This window comes from Cupriavidus sp. D39, assembly GCF_026627925.1.
GTDB classification, from domain to species: domain Bacteria; phylum Pseudomonadota; class Gammaproteobacteria; order Burkholderiales; family Burkholderiaceae; genus Cupriavidus; species Cupriavidus ulmosensis.
The window spans coordinates 4071512-4092124 of record NZ_JAPNLE010000009.1 but is presented as its reverse complement, the minus strand read 5'-3'; the positions used below and the strand labels follow the sequence as shown (position 1 = coordinate 4092124).

General features: G+C 64.7%; 19 protein-coding genes, 1 tRNA gene and 1 pseudogene. 14 read left to right on the top strand and 7 right to left on the bottom strand.

Translation table 11 applies throughout. The annotated features are described in order from the left end of the window. Position 1 precedes the first annotated feature (1 nt). From OMK73_RS31155 to OMK73_RS31125, 7 genes are all read left to right on the top strand, one after another. Positions 2–1477, top strand: coding sequence for an RNA polymerase factor sigma-54 (locus OMK73_RS31155; protein WP_267605421.1), 1476 nt, complete (start codon positions 2–4; stop codon positions 1475–1477). A gap of 49 nt (positions 1478–1526) precedes the next feature. Beyond that, positions 1527–1877, top strand: coding sequence for a ribosome hibernation-promoting factor, HPF/YfiA family (gene hpf / locus OMK73_RS31150; RefSeq protein ID WP_006159435.1), 351 nt, complete (start codon positions 1527–1529; stop codon positions 1875–1877). A 380-nt stretch (positions 1878–2257) separates the two neighbouring features. Further along, positions 2258–2713, top strand: a complete 456-nt coding sequence (gene ptsN / locus OMK73_RS31145; RefSeq protein WP_006159436.1) for a PTS IIA-like nitrogen regulatory protein PtsN — start codon at positions 2258–2260, stop codon at positions 2711–2713. 35 nt (positions 2714–2748) lie between these two features. Further along, complete coding sequence (gene hprK, locus OMK73_RS31140) at positions 2749–3720, top strand: HPr(Ser) kinase/phosphatase (RefSeq protein WP_006159437.1); 972 nt, start codon at positions 2749–2751, stop codon at positions 3718–3720. A gap of 175 nt (positions 3721–3895) precedes the next feature. Further along, positions 3896–4228 (top strand): PsiF family protein, encoded by a 333-nt coding sequence (locus OMK73_RS31135; protein ID WP_267605418.1) that lies wholly within the window; start codon positions 3896–3898, stop codon positions 4226–4228. A 119-nt stretch (positions 4229–4347) separates the two neighbouring features. Next, entirely contained in the window at positions 4348–5265 is a 918-nt protein-coding gene (gene rapZ / locus OMK73_RS31130) for an RNase adapter RapZ (protein WP_267605417.1), read from the top strand. Between the two features lie 66 nt (positions 5266–5331). Continuing rightward, entirely contained in the window at positions 5332–6009 is a 678-nt protein-coding gene (locus OMK73_RS31125; RefSeq protein ID WP_267605416.1) for an LON peptidase substrate-binding domain-containing protein, read from the top strand. A gap of 381 nt (positions 6010–6390) precedes the next feature. Here OMK73_RS31125 and mutY read toward each other — a convergent pair whose 3' ends face one another. From mutY to mutM, 3 genes are all read right to left on the bottom strand, one after another. After that, the gene (gene mutY, locus OMK73_RS31120) at positions 6391–7506 is read right to left on the bottom strand and encodes an A/G-specific adenine glycosylase (protein WP_420715613.1); all 1116 of its coding nucleotides are present in this window, start codon (positions 7504–7506) and stop codon (positions 6391–6393) included. Between the two features lie 163 nt (positions 7507–7669). Then, on the bottom strand, positions 7670–9613 hold the full coding sequence (locus OMK73_RS31115) for a dynamin family protein (RefSeq protein WP_267605414.1): 1944 nt from the start codon (positions 9611–9613) through the stop codon (positions 7670–7672). Between the two features lie 283 nt (positions 9614–9896). Next, the gene (gene mutM / locus OMK73_RS31110) at positions 9897–10778 is read right to left on the bottom strand and encodes a bifunctional DNA-formamidopyrimidine glycosylase/DNA-(apurinic or apyrimidinic site) lyase (RefSeq protein WP_267605413.1); all 882 of its coding nucleotides are present in this window, start codon (positions 10776–10778) and stop codon (positions 9897–9899) included. Positions 10779–10946: 168 nt separating this feature from the next. Between mutM and OMK73_RS31105 the strand changes: the two genes are divergently transcribed. From OMK73_RS31105 to pth, 7 genes and pseudogenes are all read left to right on the top strand, one after another. Continuing rightward, positions 10947–12803 (top strand): tetratricopeptide repeat protein, encoded by a 1857-nt coding sequence (locus tag OMK73_RS31105; RefSeq protein WP_267605412.1) that lies wholly within the window; start codon positions 10947–10949, stop codon positions 12801–12803. Positions 12804–12922: 119 nt separating this feature from the next. After that, positions 12923–13551: pseudogene (gene lolB, locus OMK73_RS31100) on the top strand (lipoprotein insertase outer membrane protein LolB). Next, positions 13548–14426 (top strand): 4-(cytidine 5'-diphospho)-2-C-methyl-D-erythritol kinase, encoded by an 879-nt coding sequence (ispE, locus tag OMK73_RS31095; protein WP_267605410.1) that lies wholly within the window; start codon positions 13548–13550, stop codon positions 14424–14426. The pseudogene lolB and the gene ispE overlap by 4 nt, the downstream one beginning before the upstream one ends. Before the next feature lie 59 nt (positions 14427–14485). Beyond that, positions 14486–14562: transfer RNA gene (locus OMK73_RS31090), tRNA-Gln, on the top strand. A gap of 95 nt (positions 14563–14657) precedes the next feature. Next, positions 14658–15611, top strand: a complete 954-nt coding sequence (locus OMK73_RS31085; protein WP_017229695.1) for a ribose-phosphate pyrophosphokinase — start codon at positions 14658–14660, stop codon at positions 15609–15611. A gap of 121 nt (positions 15612–15732) precedes the next feature. Further along, positions 15733–16335, top strand: coding sequence for a 50S ribosomal protein L25/general stress protein Ctc (locus OMK73_RS31080; RefSeq protein ID WP_267605409.1), 603 nt, complete (start codon positions 15733–15735; stop codon positions 16333–16335). A gap of 504 nt (positions 16336–16839) precedes the next feature. Then, positions 16840–17433 (top strand): aminoacyl-tRNA hydrolase, encoded by a 594-nt coding sequence (gene pth / locus OMK73_RS31075; RefSeq protein ID WP_267605407.1) that lies wholly within the window; start codon positions 16840–16842, stop codon positions 17431–17433. Between the two features lie 91 nt (positions 17434–17524). On the opposite strand, the gene OMK73_RS31070 is transcribed toward pth, so the two are convergent. The 4 genes from OMK73_RS31070 to OMK73_RS31055 form a co-directional block, all read right to left on the bottom strand. Continuing rightward, positions 17525–17785: a YfhL family 4Fe-4S dicluster ferredoxin gene (locus OMK73_RS31070; protein ID WP_043343403.1), complete on the bottom strand. Its 261-nt coding sequence runs from the start codon at positions 17783–17785 to the stop codon at positions 17525–17527. 69 nt (positions 17786–17854) lie between these two features. Further along, entirely contained in the window at positions 17855–18343 is a 489-nt protein-coding gene (gene coaD, locus OMK73_RS31065; RefSeq protein WP_267605405.1) for a pantetheine-phosphate adenylyltransferase, read from the bottom strand. Between the two features lie 217 nt (positions 18344–18560). Next, entirely contained in the window at positions 18561–19190 is a 630-nt protein-coding gene (rsmD, locus tag OMK73_RS31060) for a 16S rRNA (guanine(966)-N(2))-methyltransferase RsmD (protein WP_267605404.1), read from the bottom strand. Between the two features lie 75 nt (positions 19191–19265). Next, positions 19266–20591: a M16 family metallopeptidase gene (locus tag OMK73_RS31055; RefSeq protein WP_267606578.1), complete on the bottom strand. Its 1326-nt coding sequence runs from the start codon at positions 20589–20591 to the stop codon at positions 19266–19268. Positions 20592–20613: the final 22 nt, after the last annotated feature.

Below are 20613 nucleotides of genomic sequence, written 5' to 3'. Positions count from 1 at the left end.
CATGAAACCGTCGCTACAGCTCCGCCTCTCGCAGCATCTCGCGCTTACGCCGCAACTCCAGCAGTCGATCCGGCTGCTGCAACTGTCCACGCTTGAACTGCAGCAGGAAGTGGAACAGGCGCTGACCGAGAACCCCTTGCTCGAGCGCGAGAACGACTGGCTCGACAGCCCGTTGCGCGTGTCCTCGGACGGCTCGGTGAACCTCCAGAGCGCGCCCGCGCCAGCGCCCGCCGATGGCCAGGGCACCAGCGAAAACCGCCCCGATGGCGCCCCCGAGGCCGACGACAGCTATTCCGACAGCAACGAGGATTACGGCAACGACTGGAGCCTGGACGATTTCGCCCGCCGCCCGCAAGGCGAAGACGACGAAAAAACGCCGATGCAGCTGCGCGACGCCGAGCCCACGCTGCGCGAACACCTCATGGAGCAGCTGGCGCCGCTCAAGATTTCCCTGCGCGACAAAGGGCTGGCCATCTTCCTGGTCGAATCCCTGGACGATGACGGCTACCTGAGCGCCACGCTCGAGGAAATCTGCAGCGAGCTGCCGGAGGAGCTCGAGTTCGAGGTCGACGAGATCCAGGCCGTGCTTACGCTGCTGCAGAGCTTCGATCCGCCGGGTGTCGGGGCGCGCAACGCAGCCGAGTGCCTGGCGCTGCAACTGCGCAGGCTCAAGCATCCGCAGCGCGAACTGGCGCTGAGCATCGTCACCAATCACCTGGAACTGCTGGCGGTGCGCGATTACACGCGCCTGAAAAAGGCCCTGCAAGTGGACGAGCCGGAACTCAAGGCGGCGCATGAACTGATCCGCTCGCTCGCGCCCTATCCCGGCCATGCCTACAGCCGGCCGGAAGCCGACTTCGTGGTGCCCGATGTTTTTGTTCGAAAGTTGAGCGGCGGATGGATCGCCCATCTCAACCCGGATGTGATGCCGCGGCTACGTATCAACGACATGTACGCGCAGATTTTGCGCGGTGCAAAAGGCGATGCCGGCGCGGCGGGACTGCAGCAAAAACTGCAGGAAGCACGCTGGTTGATCAAGAATATCCAGCAGAGGTTCGACACGATATTGCGCGTCGCACAAGCCATTGTCGAACGTCAAAAGAACTTCTTCACCCACGGTGAAATTGCGATGCGCCCCTTGGTTTTGCGGGAGATTGCCGATACACTGGGTTTACACGAGTCCACCATCTCTCGGGTGACTACCAATAAATACATGGCAACGCCGATGGGGACTTTCGAGCTGAAGTATTTTTTCGGCTCTCACGTATCCACAGAAACCGGCGGCGCGGCCTCATCAACGGCAATCCGTGCGTTGATCAAGCAATTGATAGGAGCCGAAGACGCTAGGAACCCCTTGTCCGACAGCCGGATTGCCGAATTGCTCGGCGAGCAAGGCTTTGTGGTGGCACGGCGTACCGTTGCCAAATACCGCGAAGCGCTCAAGATTCCCGCGGTCAATCTCCGTAAGACTTTGTAGCCGAGCTGCATCGCCTGCCTGATGCAGCTCTTTCAGAAGGAGAAACGCTATGAACTTCAAGATCAGTGGACACCACTTGGACATCACGCCCCCTCTGCGTGAGTACGTGGAAACGAAACTGGAGCGTATCGTCAGGCATTTCGATCAAGTCATTGGCGTAAGTGTGCTGCTCTCTGTCGACAATACAAAAGAAAAGGACCGGCGGCAGTACGCGGAAATCAATCTACATCTCAAGGGCAAGGACATCTTTGTCGAAGCGCATCATGAAGACCTGTATGCCGCTATCGACGCATTGGTCGACAAGCTCGACCGGCAGGTGATTCGCCACAAGGATCGCGTGCAAAGCCACGACCGTGAAGCGGTCAAGTACCAGATGGCCGCATCCCAGATGCAGCAATGACCGTGCCTGGCGGCCCACATACCGGGCCGTCGGTGTCAGTCCATTGAAAACGGAATCAAGCCGCGCCCAGAGCGCGGCTTTTTCGTTCCAGCCTCCCCCTTCGGGCCACGCAGGGGATTCCGCAACGCATATGTACCGGTGTATGCTGTGCCATACATAGTTGATTTGCCTGGCCATTTCCGTGCATGCGGCACCGCTTCAGCGCCTCGGCTATTGCAATGCACAAAGCGGCAGCGGGCCTGCTCTATAATGGCCAGACGCCCGACACCGGCATGGGGACACCCGGTGGAAACATCGGGCCTTGGTTTTTATCTTCTTTCCGCCCGGCGGGACGCCTCCTTGCCCCGGGCCTGCTTACTAGAAAACCCTGCGCATTCCACATGAATCGTTTGGCTAAATTGCTGCCACCCGGCAACATCAACCTCGACGTCAGCGTCACCAGCAAGAAGCGCGTGTTCGAACAGGCCGGGCTCCTCTTCGAGAACAACCATGGCGTTGCGCGCGCGACCGTGACCGACAACCTGTTCGCCCGCGAGTCGCTGGGGTCCACCGGCCTTGGCGCCGGGGTTGCGATCCCCCACGGCCGCATCAAGGGACTGAAGCAGCCGCTGGCCGCGTTCATGCGCCTGGCCGAGCCGATCCCCTTCGAGTCGCCCGACGGTAAGCCGGTAGCGCTGCTGATCTTCCTGCTGGTGCCCGAACAGGCCACCCAGCAGCATCTGGAAATTCTCTCCGAGATCGCCCAGTTGCTGTCCGACCGCGAGATGCGCGAAGGACTGGCTACCCTGCCCACCCCCGACGACGTGCATCAGTTGCTGACGCAATGGCACCCTTGATCCGCCACTGAAAGCCCGTCCCTGAAAGCACCCGAATGGAACTCACTGGCGTCACCTCGCAGTCGATCTTCGACGACAACGCAGCCGATATCAAACTCTCCTGGGTAGCAGGACTGGAGGGCGCGGACCGGGCCTTCGATGTCGAGTTTGCGCGTGAAGCCACGTCCGCGGCCGATCTCGTCGGCCACTTGAACCTGATCCACCCGAACCGGATCCAGGTGCTGGGCAAGCCCGAAATCACGTATTACCAGCGCCTCGACGACGAGATGCGCAAGCGCCAGATGGGCGAGCTGATCCTGCTGGAGCCGCCGTTCCTGGTGATCGCCGACGGCATGGAGCCGCCGCCGGACCTGGAACTGCGCTGCACGCGCTCGTCCACCCCGCTGTTCACCACGCCGGTGTCTTCCGCGGCGGTGATCGATCACCTGCGCCTCTACCTGTCCCGCATTTCCGCGCCGCGCGTGACCATGCACGGCGTGTTCCTCGACATCCTCGGCATGGGCGTGCTGGTGATGGGCGAATCCGGCCTGGGCAAGAGCGAGCTCGGCCTGGAACTGATCTCGCGCGGACATGGGCTGGTGGCGGACGATGCCGTGGATTTCGTGCGCCTCGGGCCGGACTTCATCGAGGGCCGGTGCCCGCCGCTGCTGCAGAACCTGCTGGAAGTGCGCGGCCTGGGCCTGCTCGACATCAAGACCATCTTCGGCGAGACCGCGGTACGCCGCAAGATGAAGCTGAAGCTGGTGGTGCAGCTGGTACGCCGCAACGACGGCGAATTCGAGCGCCTGCCGCTGGATTCCCAGTATCTCGACGTGCTCGGCCTGCCCATCCACATGGTCAAGATCCAGGTGGCGGCCGGCCGAAATCTCGCCGTGCTGGTCGAGGCCGCCGTGCGCAACACCATCCTGCGCCTGCGCGGCATCGACACGCTGCGCGACTTCATGGACCGCCAGCGCGCCGCGATGCAGGCCGATGTCGCATCGCGGGGCCAGGGTCGGCTACTCTAGGTTTGGCAGCCCCGTAGAGGGGCTGTTTTCAATTGCTTACATCCAGCTGCGCTTCGATCGTCAACGCGATCGGGGCATAGGCCGTTTTGTGCAGTAATGGGCATTGGGCCCAGCCCCGAGTTGCCGAGCCGACAGGCCAGCAGCCATGAAGTTTTCCACAGCCAGGAGAGCAAGCATGAAAAGATTGATCGCGATGTGCGTGCTGGTAGCCCCGCTTTTTGCCACCGGCGCCTTCGCCCAGAATGCACCGGCCGCTGCACCTGCGGCACCGGCGGCCCCGGCGGCCCCTAACACCCAGCAGGACAAGATGAAGGCTTGCAACACGCAGGCCACCGGCAAGAAGGGCGACGAGCGCAAGGCCTTCATGAGCAACTGCCTGTCCAACAAGCCCGCGGCCGCACCCGCCAAGAACAGCCAGCAGGAAAAGATGAAGACCTGCAACGCGCAGGCCACCGGCAAGAAGGGTGACGAGCGCAAAGCCTTCATGAGCGATTGCTTGTCCAAGTAAGCTGCCGGCATCACTTGCGGCGCGGACATGTAAAAATGGCGAACCTCTTCGGTTCGCCATTTTTACTGGCGCGTCGCCGTCATGACGGCGTCATCACCTGATGTTATGCTTGTCACGCTATGCGCATCATACTTATCACCGGGATCTCCGGCTCCGGCAAATCCGTTGCCCTGAACGTACTGGAAGATGCGGGCTATTACTGCGTCGACAACCTGCCGGCTCAGTTTATCCCGGAGCTGGCCCAGTACCTCGCGGCGCAGGGCTACACCCATCTGGGCGTAGCCACCGATATTCGTAGCCGCGAATCGCTGGACGAGTTGCCTGGCACGCTTCGCGACCTCGCCTCCGAGCACCAGGTGCGGGTGGTCTTCCTGACCGCCAATACCGATGCGCTGGTGCAGCGCTATTCCGAGACGAGGCGGCGCCATCCGCTGTCGATGCGCGCGGCCATGGCCGGGCTCTCGGCAAATCCCAAGAACGAGAATCCTGCGGATAGCGCCGCCGAGGCCACATTCAACGACACCTCGCTGATCGAGGCCATCGAGATGGAGCGCGAGCTCCTGAGCCCGCTGGCGGAGGCTGCGCACCGCATCGACACCAGCAATGTGCGCACCAATACACTGCGCGCGTGGATCAAGGAATTCGTGCGCGGCGATGACATCAAGCTCACACTGCTGTTCGAGTCGTTCGGCTTCAAGCACGGCGTGCCCAGCGACGCCGACCTGGTGTTCGACGTGCGCTCGCTGCCCAACCCCTATTACGACCTGGCGCTGCGGCCGCTAACCGGCCGCGACGAGCCCGTGATCGATTTCCTGCAGAGCCAGCCGATGGTGCTGGCCATGGCCGATGACATCCGCGCCTATGTGGAAAAGTGGCTGCCAAGTTTCATCGCCGACAATCGCAGTTATCTGACCGTCGCAATCGGGTGCACGGGCGGCCAGCATCGCTCGGTCTACATCGCGGAAAGACTTGCCAACTATTTTCGCGCCCATGGTAATGTGCTGGTGAGACACCGCGAGCTCGCACCGGGCGGCTGAACGCCGCACCGCCAGGTTTCGCGGCCAGGCTCGGCAATCCCCGCCCGAAACCTTTGCTGGCTCAGCATGTCCTCACCCGCCACGCCCAGTTCATCCGCATCCAGCCCCGCCTCGCACAGCACCTCGGCGGCGCCTACGCTGGATAGCCTGCCGCTGTTTCCACTGCACACCGTACTCTTTCCCGATGGGTTGTTGCCACTGCGCGTGTTCGAAGCACGCTATGTGGACATGGTGCGCGCCTGCATGCGCGATCGCACGCCCTTTGGCGTCTGCCTGATCGCCAGCGGTAACGAGGTCGCGCGGCCGGACGAGCCCACGCTGCCCGAGCCGATCGGCTGCCTGGCCGACATCGTCGACTGCAATATGGAGCAACTTGGCGTGCTGCTGATCAGCGCGCGGGGCCGCCAGCGCTTCCGGCTGCTGGGCCACAGCTTGAACCCGGATGGCTTGCTGGTTGGCCAGGCGGAATTGCTGCCGCCCGACATCATCGACTGCAAGCTGGAGCTGCTGGGCGAATGCCTGGCCGTGCTGCGGCGTATCGTCGCCTCGCTCCATGCGGAGCATCCGGGCAAGCTGCCGTTCACCGAGCCGTTCCTGTGGGATGACCCCAGCTGGGTCGCCAATCGGCTGTGCGAACTGTTGCCGGTGCCGCTCAAGGCCAAGCAGATGTTGATGGCACTGCCGGACGCCGGGATGCGGATCGAGATCGTGCACAAGTACATGCACCAGCACCACATCCTGTAGGGAAGGTGCGAATAAATCTACTGCGCGACCCGTGGCAGGCGCTGCGGTGCTCGCCGTACGCATGTACGGCTGCGCTCCTCGCACCTGCCACAGGCCGCTCGCTACGATTTCTTCGCACCTTCCGAGACGCTGTTTAAACAGACCGCCCTGGGCTTGTGCTTCCAGCAACTTGCGCACTGGGGCTGGCGTGCCTACTGCATCAAGACTTCCGAGACGCTGTTAAAACAGACCGCACTGGGCTTGCGCTTCCAGCAACTTGCGCACTGGGGCTGGCGTGCCTACTGCATCAAGAATCTACTGCGCGACCGGTGGCAGGCGCTGCGGTGCTCGCGCCTGCCACGGGCCGCTCGCTACGATTTCTTCGCATTTTCCGAGACGCCGTTAAAACAGACCGCCCTGGGCTTGCGCTTCCAGCAGCTTGCGCACTGGCGCGGGCGTGCCTACCGCGTCCAGATCGTCCAGCGAAAGCCAGCGCAGCGCGGGGCCGCTATCTGCGTCACGCACTACGAGGCCGGTGACGTCGACGCGGATGGCGCGGATCAGCAGGCGGAAGTGGGTGAAGACATGGGTGAGCTCGCCGACCATGTAGGTAGCGCCGGGATTGCCGAATTCACGAGCGCGCTCTAGCGCAGCGTCTTCGGCCAGCTCCGCATCGAAGGGCACGGTATCGACCGGCATTTCGGGCAGGCTCCACAGGCCGCCCCAGATGCCGCTGTCCGGGCGCAGCGCGAGCAGGACTTCGCGGCCGCGGCGGACCAGCAGCATCACGGTGCTGCGCTCGGGAATGGCGGCGCGCGGCTTTGGCGTGGGCAGCACGCCGGTCAGGCCGTCGCGGCGCGCCACGCAGTCGCTCGCCAGCGGGCATGACGCGGCGGCGGCGAGGCAAGCTGGCTTGCCGCGCGAGCATACGGTGGCGCCAAGGTCCATCACGCCCTGGGTGTAGGACACCATGTCCTCGGCTTGCGTGGTCCCCTTGGCTGGCAAGACCTCATCGGCAAGCTGCCACATGCGGTTCTCCACCGCCTTGACGCCGGGATGCCCATGGATGCCGAAGAACCTGGCAAAGACGCGCTTGACGTTGCCGTCCAGGATCGGCGAGCGCACGCCGGCGCTGAACGCGGCCACGGCCGCCGCGGTGGAGCGGCCGATGCCGGGGAGCGTCACCAGCACTTCGGGGTCGGTCGGGAACACGCCGCCATGCTCGCTCATCACGGCCTTGGCGCAGCGATGCAGGTTGCGCGCGCGCGAGTAGTAGCCAAGCCCGGCCCACAGCGCCATCACCTCGTCCGCGCTGGCCTCGGCCAATGCGGCCACGGTTGGCAGGCGACCGACGAAGCGCTGGAAATACTCGATCACCGCGTTGACCTGGGTCTGCTGCAACATGATCTCGGACAGCCAGATGCGGTAAGGGTCGCGGGTGTTCTGCCAGGGCAGGTCATGGCGCCCGTGCACGCGCTGCCAGCCCACCACGCGCGCAGCGAAATCGGCAGGAACCACGGCGGGGGAAGATCGGAAGAAACGGCAGGAGAAACAGCGGGCTTGCGGGGCATCGGGTACGTGACGGGTAAGGCAACAGGGCGACAGCGCCGCAGGCAGCGGCGCGTCATGATACCGCCTCGCCGCCACCGGCACTCGCGGCCAGCCTTGCGCCGGCCGCGCTTCAGGCCGCGAACGCCCTGAGCTGCCCCTCGTCGGCGTCCGGCTGCAGGATCCGCCTGGAGAAGGATTCGATGCGCCCGCTGCGATCGTCCAGGCCGTTGAGCACTTCCTCGAGCTGCGCGATGCGGCTCTCGAGCGTGTCGGTGGCCTCATGGATGCGCTCGATCGAATCGACCCGGCGGCGCAACTGCTTCTGGTGTTCGCGCACCTGCGCCTCCAGCGGCGTCATCACCGACTTGAGCCAGATCTCGATATCGCGGTTCAGATCGCGGAAGGTTTCCAGCACGCGGGTCGCGATGGTGGAAAACGCGCTTTGCACCAGCTGCGGGCGCGTGCGCGTGAGCATGTTCATGGCACCGAAGTGCGTGTGGGCCAGCGCCAGCGTCTGCTGCAGTTCGCTGACGTAGCGCGCGGTGACGAACTGGATCGGCGCGGGCAGCGTAAAGCCATGCTCGGCATTGAAGCGGCGGTACATGCTGTCGGTGAGCTGGTGTAGCTGGGCGATCTTCTGGTCCGCCTCGCTGACCAGTTCGCCAAGCCGCGCGAACAAGCCGTCCATGTCCTCGCGCATGCCGCGCGAGAAGAAACGCTCCTTCATCTGCTCGCGGCGCTCGCGCATGGTGCGGCGCACGTCGCGCAGCTGCAGGCTCTTGATGATGTCGGCGCTATGGCGCCCGAATACCAGCCGCAGCGCCTGGAACTTGGCGATGCTCTGCTCGAACTCCTCTTTCTCGGACTGCACGCGCATCAGCATGTGCTTGACCATCGCGTGGTTCTTGCCGCGCAGGCCGCGCAGCTCGAACAACTGCTCGACGATGCTGCGGCGGCGGCTTTGCAGCAGTTGCTGCGCGCCGCGTGCCATCTCCTCCACCGAGCGCTGCACCTGGTCGGCGACGATCTCGCGCCGCTGCGGGATCAGCTGGTCCGACAGCACGTGCTCGAATTGCGGCAGGCCGCTGCGCGCCAGCAGGTCGTCGTCGTTAGTGACCTTGGCCACCAGGCCCTTCTGCGCCGACACCGGATAGACGCGCGACTCGTCGATGCCCAGCACATGGGCGCTGGTTGTGACCTGGCGCGTGATCTCGGCCGCGGTCTCGGCGGGCGACTTGAGCGGGTCCCAAAGGCCATCGATCTTGTTCAACACGGCCAGGCAACCCTTGCGGTGGCCTGCGCTCACATGGCTGCGCCAGAGGTCGAGGTCGCTCTTGGTCACCCCGGCGTCGGCCGCCAGCATGAACACAACGACATGCGCGTCCGGGATCAGGCGCAGCGTCAGCTCGGGCTCGGTGCCGATCGCGTTGAGGCCAGGCGTATCGAGGATGACCAGGCCCTGGCGCAGCAGCGGATGCGGGAAGTTGATGACCGCGTGGCGCCAGCGGGAAATCTCGACCATGCCGTCGGCATCGAGCGCGTAGGCGGCGTCGGGATCGTTCTCGTTGTACAGGCCGAGCGACTCGGCCATCTCGCGCGTGACGCGGTTGGTCTCGACGACATGCCGGAACGCATCCAGCATGCCGTCGGGCGACGAGGGGTCGAGCGGCACCGTATGCCAGTGCGCGTCGACGTCAAGGAAATCGGCGGTGGAAGCCTCCTGCAGGCGCGTCTCGATCGGCAGCAGCCGGATGCACGGTGCCTCGGCTTCGTCGTAGCGCAGCTCGGTCGGGCACATCGTGGTGCGCCCGGCGGAAGACGGCAGGATGCGACGGCCGTAGTCGGCAAAGAAGATTGCGTTGATCAGCTCGCTCTTGCCCCGCGAGAACTCCGCGATGAACGCCACCTTGAGCCGGTCGCTCTTGAGCACGCCCTGGATGCGCTGGACGCGTTCGTCGGCCTGGGCGTCGTAGAGATCGTGCTGCTGGAGCCAGGAGCGGAATTCGGCCAGGGAGTTGAGTACCCCGGTTCTCCAGGCGCCGTATTGTTCGAATTGAAGGGCGAGGGTTGTCATTGGCACTGGGATCGGCTTGGCGAAAAGCCCCCGCGACGGCGCTGCAGGCCTGGCATCTTGATGTCCGATGGCCGGCACCCGGGCGGTGACATGGTGTCTTTGTAACACTTTTTTACGTTCTTCAAGATACAGGTTTACGGCGGACTTTTGTGAAATTCGAGCCGCCCGCCGCCTCTCCTGTTGCGCCGGGCCATCGGGTTGGCACCACATTCGCGGGAAGATAGGCAATCGTCACTCTCATGCGGCCTGCGGCACGAGAGCCACCTGCACGGCCCCGCCGGACTCAGCGTTGGCAGGTCGGGCAATAGAACGTCGAGCGCTGGCCCTGGACGATCTGCCGGATGGTGGTGCCGCAGACCCGGCATGGATGGCCGGCGCGGTCGTACACGGCGCAATCCAGCTGGAAATAGCCACTGCTGCCATCGCTGCCGACAAAGTCGCGCAAGGTGCTGCCACCGCGCTCGATCGCGCGGGCCAGCGTGTTGCGCACGGCCTCGGCAAGACGCTCGCAACGCGCCAGGGACAAACGCCCGGCCGGCGTGGTGGGGCGGATGCCAGCGGCAAACAGGCTTTCCGACGCATAGATATTGCCCACGCCCACCACGATGTCGCCGGCAAGAAGCACGGTCTTGATGGCCGCGCTGCGCCCACGTCCCAGCCGGTAGAGCCAGGCCCCGTCAAAGCGTGGGTCGAAAGGCTCGATGCCAAGCTTGCTCAGCAGCGGATGGGTCGGCAATTGCGACTCTTCGAGCAGGCTCCACAGCACCGCGCCAAAGCGCCGCGGATCGCGGAAGCGCAGCACTAGTCCGGTGCCGGCGCCGGACCGCGCATCACCCGGGCCTTCCGGGTCGGCGAGGATCAGGTCAAGGTGATCGTGCGTGCCCGGCGGCGGCGCCTGCGGCAGCACCCGCAACGTGCCGGTCATGCCAAGGTGGATCAGCAGCCATCCGGGGGCCTCCCCGTCGGGGCGCACGCACTCCAGCAGCAGGTACTTGCCACGCCGCTCGATGCGCGCGATCACCCGCCCGGCCAGCTGCGACTCCAGGTCCGGCTCGACCGGCCAGCGCAGGCCGCGATGGCGCACCACCACTTCGGCAATGCGCCGCCCAACCACATGCGGCAGCAAGCCGCGCCGGGTCACTTCGACCTCCGGCAACTCAGGCATCGAACCTCTCCCTTTTGTGCCACTCAAACCGCCAGAGACCCCAGCCGTGCTAGTGCCATGCGGATAAGCAAAGCATTGTAGCGGCAGGCTACAATGCCTTTACCTTCCCCATCGCCTTTGAGTGCTGGAGTACCCACCCACATGTCGGACCGCCTGGACCGTACCCCGATGACCACCGCTCAATTTATTTCTCCCCGGCGGCCGCTGCGTCACAGGCTCGCGGCCACGGCTGCGGCCGCGGTAGCAGTCTGCGCGCTGGCGCCGCTCGCCAGCCATGCCGCGCCCGCGAACGGCAAGCCCGCGATGAAGGTCGCCGCGGAGGCCACCACGCCAATCCGCTCGAACCCGCTGCCGCCGAAGATGCCCCTGCCGGCGGTGCCGCTGACCGCGGACATTCTCTATCGGGTGCTGGCCGCGGAAATCTCCACCCAGCGCGGCGTGGTCGGCCCCGCTTACCAGACGTACGTTGAGCTGGCCCGCAATACGCGCGACCCGCGCTTTGCGCAGCGTGCCACCGAGATCGCATTCAATGCCCGCAGCGCCCAGCAAGCGCTTGACGCCGCGCGGCTGTGGACCGAGCTTGCGCCGACCTCCGCCGGTGCGCGGCAAGTGCTGTCGACCCTGCTGGTCCTGAGCGGCCGATGGGACGAAGCCGAGCCCCTGCTGGCCCTGCAGCTCAATGGCGTGCCGCCGAGCCACCGGCCGGAGGCCATCCTGCAGATGCAGCAGCAGCTTTCGCGCACCAGCGATCCCGCCGGGGCCGCCGCGCTGCTGCAGCGCCTGGTGGCCAACGACCTGAAGTCGGCCGAGGCCCACCTTGCCCTCGCGCGCGCCAAGGAAACCGCCAACGACATTCCCGGCGCCCTGGCCGAGCTCGACGAGGCCCAGAAGATCCGCCCCGACTTCGAAGCCGCTGCGTTGATGGCCGCCGAGCTGCGTGCCGACAGCGCGCCGGACCAGGCCATTGCCGGGCTCAAGGCGTTCGTCAACAAGGCCCCGGCCTCGGTCAACGGGCACATCACGCTGGCCCGCCTCTACCTGCAGCAAAACGACCTGCAAGCCGCGCGCTCGGAGTTCGAGACGCTGCGCACGATCGCGCCGAAGGATCCGCGCGTGCCGCTCGCCCTCGGCCTCACCAGCCTGCAGTCCAAGCGCTATGACGAAGCCGAGCTGTACCTGAAGGAGTACCTGCAGCTCGCCGAGCAAGTGCCGGCGGCCAGCCCGGATATCGCCTACCAGTACCTGGCGCAGATCGCCGAGGAAAAGAAGGACTATCCGGCGGCAGTGGCCTGGCTCGACCGCATCGACGACGCCCGGCTCGCGCCGGCGGCAGCCGTCAAGCGCGCGCAGTTGCTGGGCCGCATGGGCAAGCTCGACGACGCCCAGGCGGTATTCAACGACATGCTGGCCGATGCCGAGGATATTCCCGAGCCCGACCAGCGCGCACAGCGCATGACCGCGATCCGCCAGGCCGAAGTCGGCATGCTGATCGACGCCAAGTCCTATGACCGCGCCCGCAAGGTGCTGGAGGAACGCGCCGCGGCGGAGCCGGACAACTCGGACTGGGTTTATGAGCTTGCCATGCTCGATGAGCGCGAGAAGCGCTACGACAGCATGGAAAAGCTGCTGCGCCGCGTGATCGCCATGCAGCCGGAAGCCAAGCAAGGCTACAACGCGCTGGGCTATTCGCTTGCGGATCGCAACGTGCGCCTGCCCGAGGCCCTCAAGCTGCTGGAAAAGGCCTCCGCGCTGGGCCCGGACGATCCCTACATCATGGATAGCCTGGCCTGGGTCAAATTCCGCCTGGGCCAGTTGCAGCCGGCCGCCGAACTGCTGCGCAACGCTTACGCCAAGGCGCCCGAGGCCGAAATCGGTGCCCACCTCGGCGAGGTGCTGTGGCAACTCGGCCAGCAGGACGAAGCCCGCAAGACCTGGACCGAAGCCGCCAAAATCGAGCCGGATAACGTCATCCTGATCGACACCCTGCGCCGCTACAACGTGCCGCTCTCCGCGCTGTCCAAGTAGCATCCTGCTGTCCGCAGCCGTCACGCAGCAAACAGATCACCCGCAATCATCCGCCGCCCGGCCCTCGCGCCGGGCCGGCAGCCTGGCGCCCGGCGGCGCCGGCGCGCACGCCAAACGCCATGCCCACATCCCGACGCCTTGCCCTGCTCTACCTGAGCGCCCCCTATGGCTCGCCGCCTGCGCCAGCATCACGCCCACGCGGCAGTTCGATGCTGGCGAGACCGCCCAGCCACGCGAGCTCAGCGGCCGTTTCGCCGCCAACTACGTGCGCTACGGCCGCGATGAAGGCGTGCAGGGCAGCTTCCAATGGCATGAGCAGGGCCGCAATGTGCGCCTGGACCTGATCTCGCCGCTGGGCCAGACCCTGGCCGTGGTCACTTCCACGCCTTCGGGCGCCACGCTCGACCTGCCCAACCAGGCACCGCGCAACGCGCCCGAGGTCGACACCTTGCTGGAAGAAGCGCTTGGCTTCTCGCTGCCGGTGGCGGGCCTGCGCGACTGGCTGCACGCCCGCCCCGCGCCCGGCAGCCCGGCGCGCACCACGCGTGACGACAGCGGACGCCTGGCTACCCTGGCGCAGAACGGCTGGACCGTACGCTACGTAGCGTGGCAGGAAGCCTCGCCCACGACGCCATCCACACCATCCACCCCGGCCGCGGCGCGCCCGCGCCGCATCGACCTGGCACGCGACGGCCAAGCCAACCCGCTCTCGGTACGCCTCGTCATCGATCCGGAGCAAGCACAATGAGTACGGCCCGCCCCCTGCCGCCGCCGGAGCTGCGCAACTGCCCGGCGCCCGCCAAGCTGAATCTCTTCCTGCATGTGACCGGACGCCGCGCGGACGGCTACCACACACTGCAGACGGTTTTCCAACTGGTGGACTGGAGCGATACGCTGGATTTTTGCCGCCGCGACGATGGCCGCATCGAGCGCATCAGCGACGTGCCGGGCGTGCCGGTGGAGAGCGACCTAATCGTGCGTGCCGCTAGGGCCTTGCAGCAGGCTAGCGGCACCGGCTTTGGCGCGGACATCGCCATTGCCAAGCGGCTGCCGATGGGCGGCGGCATCGGCGGCGGATCTTCGGATGCGGCGACCACGCTGCTGGCGCTGAATCATCTGTGGGGGCTGGGCCTGGGGCGCGACGAACTCAAGCGCATCGGGCTCACGCTGGGCGCCGACGTGCCGTTCTTCGTGCATGGAGAAAACGCGTTCGCGCAAGGGGTTGGCGAGGAGCTGACGACGGTCGAATTGCCCGACAGTTGGTTCGTGATCATCCATCCGCGCCAGCATGTTCCGACCGTTGCAATTTTTTCGGACAAGCGCTTGACAAGGGATACAGCGATCACCATAATAGCGGACTTCACTGGATGCACAAACAAGTTCGGTTTCGGTCGCAACGACCTGGAAGCGATAGCAACGGTGAAGTTCCGCGAAGTTGCCCGAGCCCTTGAATGGTTGAGACAGTACAGTCCACATGCAAGGATGACCGGTTCCGGAGCCTGCGTGTTTGCCCGATTTAACGACGAGCAAACTGCGCAGCAGGTACTAGACCGGTTGCCTCCCGAATGGGATGGCAGGTGTGCGAAGAGTTTATCGCAACACCCACTCGCAACGCTCGCATAAAAGTTTTTCGTTCGGCGTCGCAGGCAGTTGAATGTGACGATGGACGTACCCGGTTGTGTAGGGGAGTCGCCAAGTTGGTCAAGGCACCGGATTTTGATTCCGGCATTCGAAGGTTCGAATCCTTCTTCCCCTGCCATTACATCCTACAGTGTCCTAACGGACCTGCACGAAAAGCTGCCGGCACTAGCCGGCAGCAATCGTTCCCCTCCAGCAGCAAGACAGGTGCACCGAATGAGCAGCGAAGGCTTGATGGTTTTTACCGGCAACGCCAACCCCAAACTCGCGGAGGCTGTCGTGCAGCACCTCGGCATCCCGCTCGGGAAAGCCCAGGTCGGCCGGTTCTCCGACGGCGAAGTCCAAGTTGAAATCCAGGAAAATGTTCGCGGCAAGCACGTCATCGTGCTGCAGTCCACCTGCGCGCCGACCAACGACAACCTGATGGAACTGATGGTGATGGTCGATGCGCTCAAGCGCGCCTCGGCACGCAGCATCACCGCGGCCATGCCCTACTTCGGCTATGCCCGCCAGGATCGCCGCCCGCGTTCGGCGCGCGTCGCGATCTCGGCCAAGGTGGTAGCCAACATGCTGGAAGTTGCCGGCGTCGAGCGGGTCCTGACCATGGACCTCCACGCCGACCAGATCCAGGGCTTCTTCGATATCCCGGTTGATAACATCTACGCCTCCCCGGTTCTGCTGGGCGACCTGCGCGAGAAGAACTACGGCAATCTGCTGGTGGTCTCGCCCGACGTCGGCGGCGTGGTGCGCGCCCGTGCACTGGCCAAGCAGCTGAACTGCGACCTGGCCATCATCGACAAGCGTCGCCCCAAGGCCAATGTGGCCGAAGTGATGAACATCATCGGTGAAGTCGACGGCCGCAACTGCGTGATCATGGATGACATGATCGACACCGGCGGCACCCTGTGCAAGGCTGCCCAGGTACTCAAGGAACGCGGCGCGCTGAAGGTATTCGCTTACTGTACCCATCCGGTCCTGTCCGGCGGCGCGGCTGCCCGCATCGCCGACTCCGAGCTGGATGAAGTGGTGGTGTGCGACACGATTCCGCTGCGCGACGATGCCATCCAGTCCGGCAAGATTCGCCAGCTCTCGACCGCATCGCTGCTGGCAGAGACCTTTACCCGGATCGTCAAGGGCGACTCGATTATGTCGCTGTTTGCCGATTCCTGATAGAATTCAAGGCTTTACCGCGTTTGCGGCTGTTTTTTTGGGGTAAGACCCCGATTACGGCACGTGGCGAGGTTCATCGGGCTGTCTGGTCGCGGACAGCCCTCTTACATTTGGAGTCATCATGAAAGTAGTAGCCTTCGAGCGTAGCGTACAGGGAACAGGTGCGAGCCGCCGCCTGCGCAACGCCGGCAAGACCCCCGGCATCATCTATGGCGGCGCAGCCGAGCCCAAGATGATCGAACTCGATCACAACGCACTGTTCCACGCGCTGAAGAAAGAAGCATTCCACTCGTCGATTCTCGACCTCGAAGTGGAAGGCAAGGCTGAGAAGGCCCTGCTGCGCGCTTTCCAGATGCACCCGTTCAAGCCGCTGGTCCTGCACGTTGACTTCCAACGCGTGTCGGCCACCGACAAGATCCACGTCAAGGTGCCGCTGCACTTCATGAACCAGGAAAACGCCCCGGGCGTGAAGCTGGGCCATGGCATCGTCAACCACATCCTGAACGAACTGGAAGTGTCGTGCCTGCCGGCCGACCTGCCTGAGTTCATCGAAGTGGACCTGGGCAATGCAGAACTGGGCCAGACCCTGCACCTGTCCGACGTGAAGCTGCCGAAGGGCGTGAGCGCCATCACCCACGGTGACGAAAACCCCACTATCGCCAGCATCTCGCTGCCGGCCGGTGGCGTGTCGGAAGCCGCCGAAGGTGAAACGCCTGCTGCCTGAGTACCCTGAACGCAGCCTTCGGGCTGTGCGACAGGACGGCTCTCGCAGCCGCAAGAAAAAACCGCCGGCGCGTCCGGCGGTTTTTTTCGTGCCAAGCTTCGCGTATCCTTGGCTTCTGGCGGCACACCCATGCGCGATGCGAAGCGAGCCCTCGCGGTGTTAGTGGCCGTATGGGGCGCCTCGTGGGCAGGCAAAAAGAGCGGAAAAGAGGGACCCATGTCTGAGTATCGCCTTAAGGCGATGCGACTTTGGGTCCCGGCCGCTCTTTTTGCCTGACCACGAGGGGGTGTCGCCCCATCCGGCGCGCTTTTTTGCCTACTTTTTTGGCAAGACAAAAAAGTAGGTCGCCGCCCCGCAGGGGTGGTGAAACTGCAGTTGATTTTGACTTTGCAGTTGCAGTTGCAGTTGCAGTTGCAGTTGCAGTTGCAGTTGCAGCCAAGTAGTTAGCCAAGCAGTTGCCCCGCGCATAGTGCGCCGAGCCCCATCAACCAAGTAGTGCAACGCATGATCAAACTCATCGTCGGCCTCGGAAACCCCGGGGCGGAATACGAAGCCACACGCCACAATGCCGGCTTCTGGCTGGTCGACCAGCTGGCCCGCATGGGGGGCGTCACCCTGCGCGTGGAAGGCCGCTTCCACGGGCTGGCCGCGCGCGCCAGGCTGTGGGACCAGGAGATCTGGCTGCTCAAGCCGTCCACCTTCATGAACCGCTCCGGGCTGTCGGTGGTGTCGCTCGCGCGCTTCTACAAGATCCTGCCGGACGAGATCCTGGTGGCCCATGATGAGATGGACCTGCCGTCCGGCACCGTCAAGCTCAAGCGTGGCGGCGGCGCGGGCGGCCACAATGGCCTCAAGGATATTTCAGCGCACCTGACCACCCAGGACTACTGGCGCCTGCGCGTTGGCGTCGGCCATCCGCGCAATTCGGCGGGTGGTGCCGGCGAGCGCGAGGATGTGATCAATTTTGTGCTCAAGCCGCCGCGCCGCGAAGAGCAGCAGGCCATCGACGAGGCCATCGATCGCAGCGTCGCACCGCTTGGGTTACTGGCCAAAGGCGAGTCCGAGCGTGCCATGCTGGAATTGCATACGAACCGCTGAACGTGCGCGCAAATAGGAAAGCCCCACCACCGTGAAGGTAATGGGGCTTTTTTGTGCTGCGAGCGTTTGTGCTGCAAGCCGCAGTGGCGGCTCAGGCTACCCGTTTGGCCGCCGTAAGGAGCCGATAGCGATCCATCAGGATCTCGCGCGTCTCGATCCGGTTGGGATCGTGCGGGATGCAAGCCACAGGGCAAACCTGCTGGCATTGCGGCTCGTCGAAGTGCCCGACGCATTCGGTACATTTGTTGGGGTCGATCTCATAGATCTCGGGCCCCATCGAAATGGCTTCGTTTGGGCACTCCGGCTCACAAACGTCGCAATTGATGCAGTCGTCGGTGATCAATAGTGCCATGGTATTTCCTTTAAACCCGACATGCCCCGCGCCCGACTGGCCGCGCCTGACATGTCGCAAGACTCTATTTTATTCCGCTTTGCTGCTGATCTTCTCCGCGAGCCAGCGTTCGACCGAGGGAAATACAAATTTGCTGACATCCCCGCCAAGCACCGCGATCTCGCGCACGAACGTGCCGGAGATGAACTGGTACTGGTCGGACGGTGTCAGGAACATGGTTTCCACGTCCGGCAGCAGGTAGCGGTTCATGCCCGCCATCTGGAACTCGTACTCGAAGTCGGAGACCGCGCGCAAACCCCGCACGATCACGCGCGCGTTGTTCTTGCGGACAAAATCCTTGAGCAGGCCGGAGAAACCTTCGACGCGCACATTGGGATAGTGCCCGAGGACTTCACGGGCGATGCCTATGCGCTCTTCCAGCGAAAAGAACGGGCGCTTGTTCGGGCTATGCGCCACGCCGACCACGAGCTCATCGAAGATGTTGGATGCTCTGCGCACCAGATCCTCGTGGCCCCGGGTCATTGGATCGAAAGTGCCGGGATAGACCGCGACGACCATGCTTCCTCCTTGTTCTGCCCGCTGCCGGCCCTGGATGGACCGATCGACCCCGCCCACTATGGTGAGGGCTGGAGCCAAGGCTGCGTGACGAGCGTTGGCGACAGCGGCGTAGTGTAACTCTAAACGCGGCACTTGCAAGCCGCCACATTACGGTTTCGCCGCGCTGCCGCATTTTGCGTGCGGGTGGCCGGTCACAATGCTCGCGGCCATCCCGTGTTCAAAGGTTCCTGTGCTGCAGCAAATGGAAATGCACCGCGCCGGCCCGCGCATGCCGCACGATCTCCAGCGCCGCGGGCACCGGGGCGTCGGGGCCGCTCAGGGCGCGATCCGTTTCCACATACACGGCGCCGCCTGGACGTGACAGCCGCGCCGCATGCTCCAGCGCGGGGCCAAGCCAGTCTTCGGCAAAGGGCGGATCGAGGAACACCACGTCGAAGCTGGCCGACGGCATCTGCGCCGCCGTAGCGAATGCGTCACCTTGCACCACCCGGATCTGCTGGGCGTCGAGCCGGTACTGGTTGTCCCGCAGTTGCTTGGCCACGCGCGGATTGGCTTCGACCATGGTGACCTGCTGGGCACCTCGGGAGGCAGCCTCGAAACCCAGTGCGCCGGAGCCGGCAAACAGATCGAGGCACGCCAGCCCGGACATGTCCTGCCCCAGCCAGTTGAACAGGGTCTCACGCACGCGGTCAGGGGTGGGACGCAGGCCTTCGGCGTCGAGCACGGGCAGTGGCGTGCGCTTCCACTTGCCGCCAATGATACGGACCTGGGCAGGAGACTGCCGCGGCGAGGAGGATGGGGATCGCCCGCTGGCGGCGGGCGAGGGAGATCGGGTACGCGAATTCATGCCGTGATTGTAGAGCCTGTGGCGCGGAAAAGCGCAAGCGCCGGGAACACCCCGGCGCCGGCGCCCGTTACTTCGCTATTCCGGTCCACCCACGATGACGGTCGCCATGGCGTCCGGGAACACGTGGCGCTGGAAGGCTTCCCGGACCTGGGTACGGGTGACCTTGCCGATCTGTGCGGTCCAGGTGTCTAGGTAGTCCAGCGGCAGCCGGTACCAGCCGATATTGGCCACATTGGTCAGCAGCTTGCGGTTGCTGTCGATGCGCAGCGGGAAGCCGTTGACCAGATTGTCCTTGGCGGCCTTCAGTTCGGTGTCGCTGGGGCCTTCCGCCACGTACTGCGCCAGCACCTTGCGCACCAGCGCCAGGGCTTCGTTGGTCTGCGCCTTCTTGGTCTGCAGGCTGATGCCGAAGGGCCCTGCCTGCTTGGCCGGCGCGAAGTAGCTGTCGACACCGTAGGTCAGGCCGCGCTTTTCCCGCACCTCATCGGTCAGGCGCGAGCTGAAGCCGCCGCCGCCGAGCACGTAGTTGCCCACCAGCAGGGCAAAGTAGTCGGGATCGCCACGCGCGATGGCGGGCTGGCTGATTGCTACCGTAGCCTGCTGCGCCGGATGCGGCACGCGCTGCTCGCTGGCCGGGATCTTGAGTTGCACGGGAGGCATCGTGGGCGGCGTGGCGCCGGCCGGCAGGTCGCGCGTCAGTTGCTCGGCGATGGTCTCGGCCTGCTTGCGGTCGATGGCGCCGATCAGCGTCACGACGGCGCGCGACGCGGCGAAATTATCCCGCCAGAAGCGCTCGATATCGGCCCGCGTGATCGACTCGACACTGGCCACGGTCGGCGACACGCCATACGGATGCGATGGATAGATCGCGCGCGACACCATCTTGTCGGCGATCACGCCGGGCTTGGTGTCGGCCTCGCGGATGGCGGTGATCAGGCGTTGCTTCTCGCGCGCCACAACGGCATCCGGGTAGGCCGGCGCCTTGATCAGCTGCCCGGCCAGCGCGAGCGACTGGCTGAGTTCCGGCTCGGAGGTCAGCGTGCGCAGGCCGACGCCGCCGCGATCGCTGCTGGCGGCGCCGCCGAAGTCGGCACCGGTGTCGGCGAAGGCGTCGGCCACCTGTGCTTCATTGCGGGCCGGTTGGCCATCCTGCGCGGCCGCGCCCTTGTCGAGCAGAGCCGAGGCGAGCGTGGCAAGGCCGGCCTTGTCGGCCGGGTCGTAGCGGCTGCCGGCGTCAAAATCCATATTGACGTCGAGCATGGGGATGGACGGGCTGCGCACGAAATACACGCGGGCGCCGGTGGAGGTGGTCCACTGCTCGATCGGGATCGCAGCCAGCGCGGTCTGCGAGGCGATCAGGGCAAGCGCACCGCAAGCCGCGCCTGCCAGGCGACGCAACAGGCGTGGCGACGGGATCGTCGGG

What these genes read in the sequence shown, in the direction of transcription:
- OMK73_RS31155 (WP_267605421.1), top strand. Translation starts at nt 2, where the DNA reads ATGAAACCGTCGCTACAGCTCCGCCTCTCGCAGCATCTCGCGCTTACG.
- hpf (WP_006159435.1), top strand. Translation starts at nt 1,527, where the DNA reads ATGAACTTCAAGATCAGTGGACACCACTTGGACATCACGCCCCCTCTG.
- ptsN (WP_006159436.1), top strand. Translation starts at nt 2,258, where the DNA reads ATGAATCGTTTGGCTAAATTGCTGCCACCCGGCAACATCAACCTCGAC.
- hprK (WP_006159437.1), top strand. Translation starts at nt 2,749, where the DNA reads ATGGAACTCACTGGCGTCACCTCGCAGTCGATCTTCGACGACAACGCA.
- OMK73_RS31135 (WP_267605418.1), top strand. Translation starts at nt 3,896, where the DNA reads ATGAAAAGATTGATCGCGATGTGCGTGCTGGTAGCCCCGCTTTTTGCC.
- rapZ (WP_267605417.1), top strand. Translation starts at nt 4,348, where the DNA reads ATGCGCATCATACTTATCACCGGGATCTCCGGCTCCGGCAAATCCGTT.
- OMK73_RS31125 (WP_267605416.1), top strand. Translation starts at nt 5,332, where the DNA reads ATGTCCTCACCCGCCACGCCCAGTTCATCCGCATCCAGCCCCGCCTCG.
- OMK73_RS31115 (WP_267605414.1), bottom strand. Translation starts at nt 9,613, where the DNA reads ATGACAACCCTCGCCCTTCAATTCGAACAATACGGCGCCTGGAGAACC.
- mutM (WP_267605413.1), bottom strand. Translation starts at nt 10,778, where the DNA reads ATGCCTGAGTTGCCGGAGGTCGAAGTGACCCGGCGCGGCTTGCTGCCG.
- OMK73_RS31105 (WP_267605412.1), top strand. Translation starts at nt 10,947, where the DNA reads ATGACCACCGCTCAATTTATTTCTCCCCGGCGGCCGCTGCGTCACAGG.
- ispE (WP_267605410.1), top strand. Translation starts at nt 13,548, where the DNA reads ATGAGTACGGCCCGCCCCCTGCCGCCGCCGGAGCTGCGCAACTGCCCG.
- OMK73_RS31085 (WP_017229695.1), top strand. Translation starts at nt 14,658, where the DNA reads ATGAGCAGCGAAGGCTTGATGGTTTTTACCGGCAACGCCAACCCCAAA.
- OMK73_RS31080 (WP_267605409.1), top strand. Translation starts at nt 15,733, where the DNA reads ATGAAAGTAGTAGCCTTCGAGCGTAGCGTACAGGGAACAGGTGCGAGC.
- pth (WP_267605407.1), top strand. Translation starts at nt 16,840, where the DNA reads ATGATCAAACTCATCGTCGGCCTCGGAAACCCCGGGGCGGAATACGAA.
- OMK73_RS31070 (WP_043343403.1), bottom strand. Translation starts at nt 17,785, where the DNA reads ATGGCACTATTGATCACCGACGACTGCATCAATTGCGACGTTTGTGAG.
- coaD (WP_267605405.1), bottom strand. Translation starts at nt 18,343, where the DNA reads ATGGTCGTCGCGGTCTATCCCGGCACTTTCGATCCAATGACCCGGGGC.
- rsmD (WP_267605404.1), bottom strand. Translation starts at nt 19,190, where the DNA reads ATGAATTCGCGTACCCGATCTCCCTCGCCCGCCGCCAGCGGGCGATCC.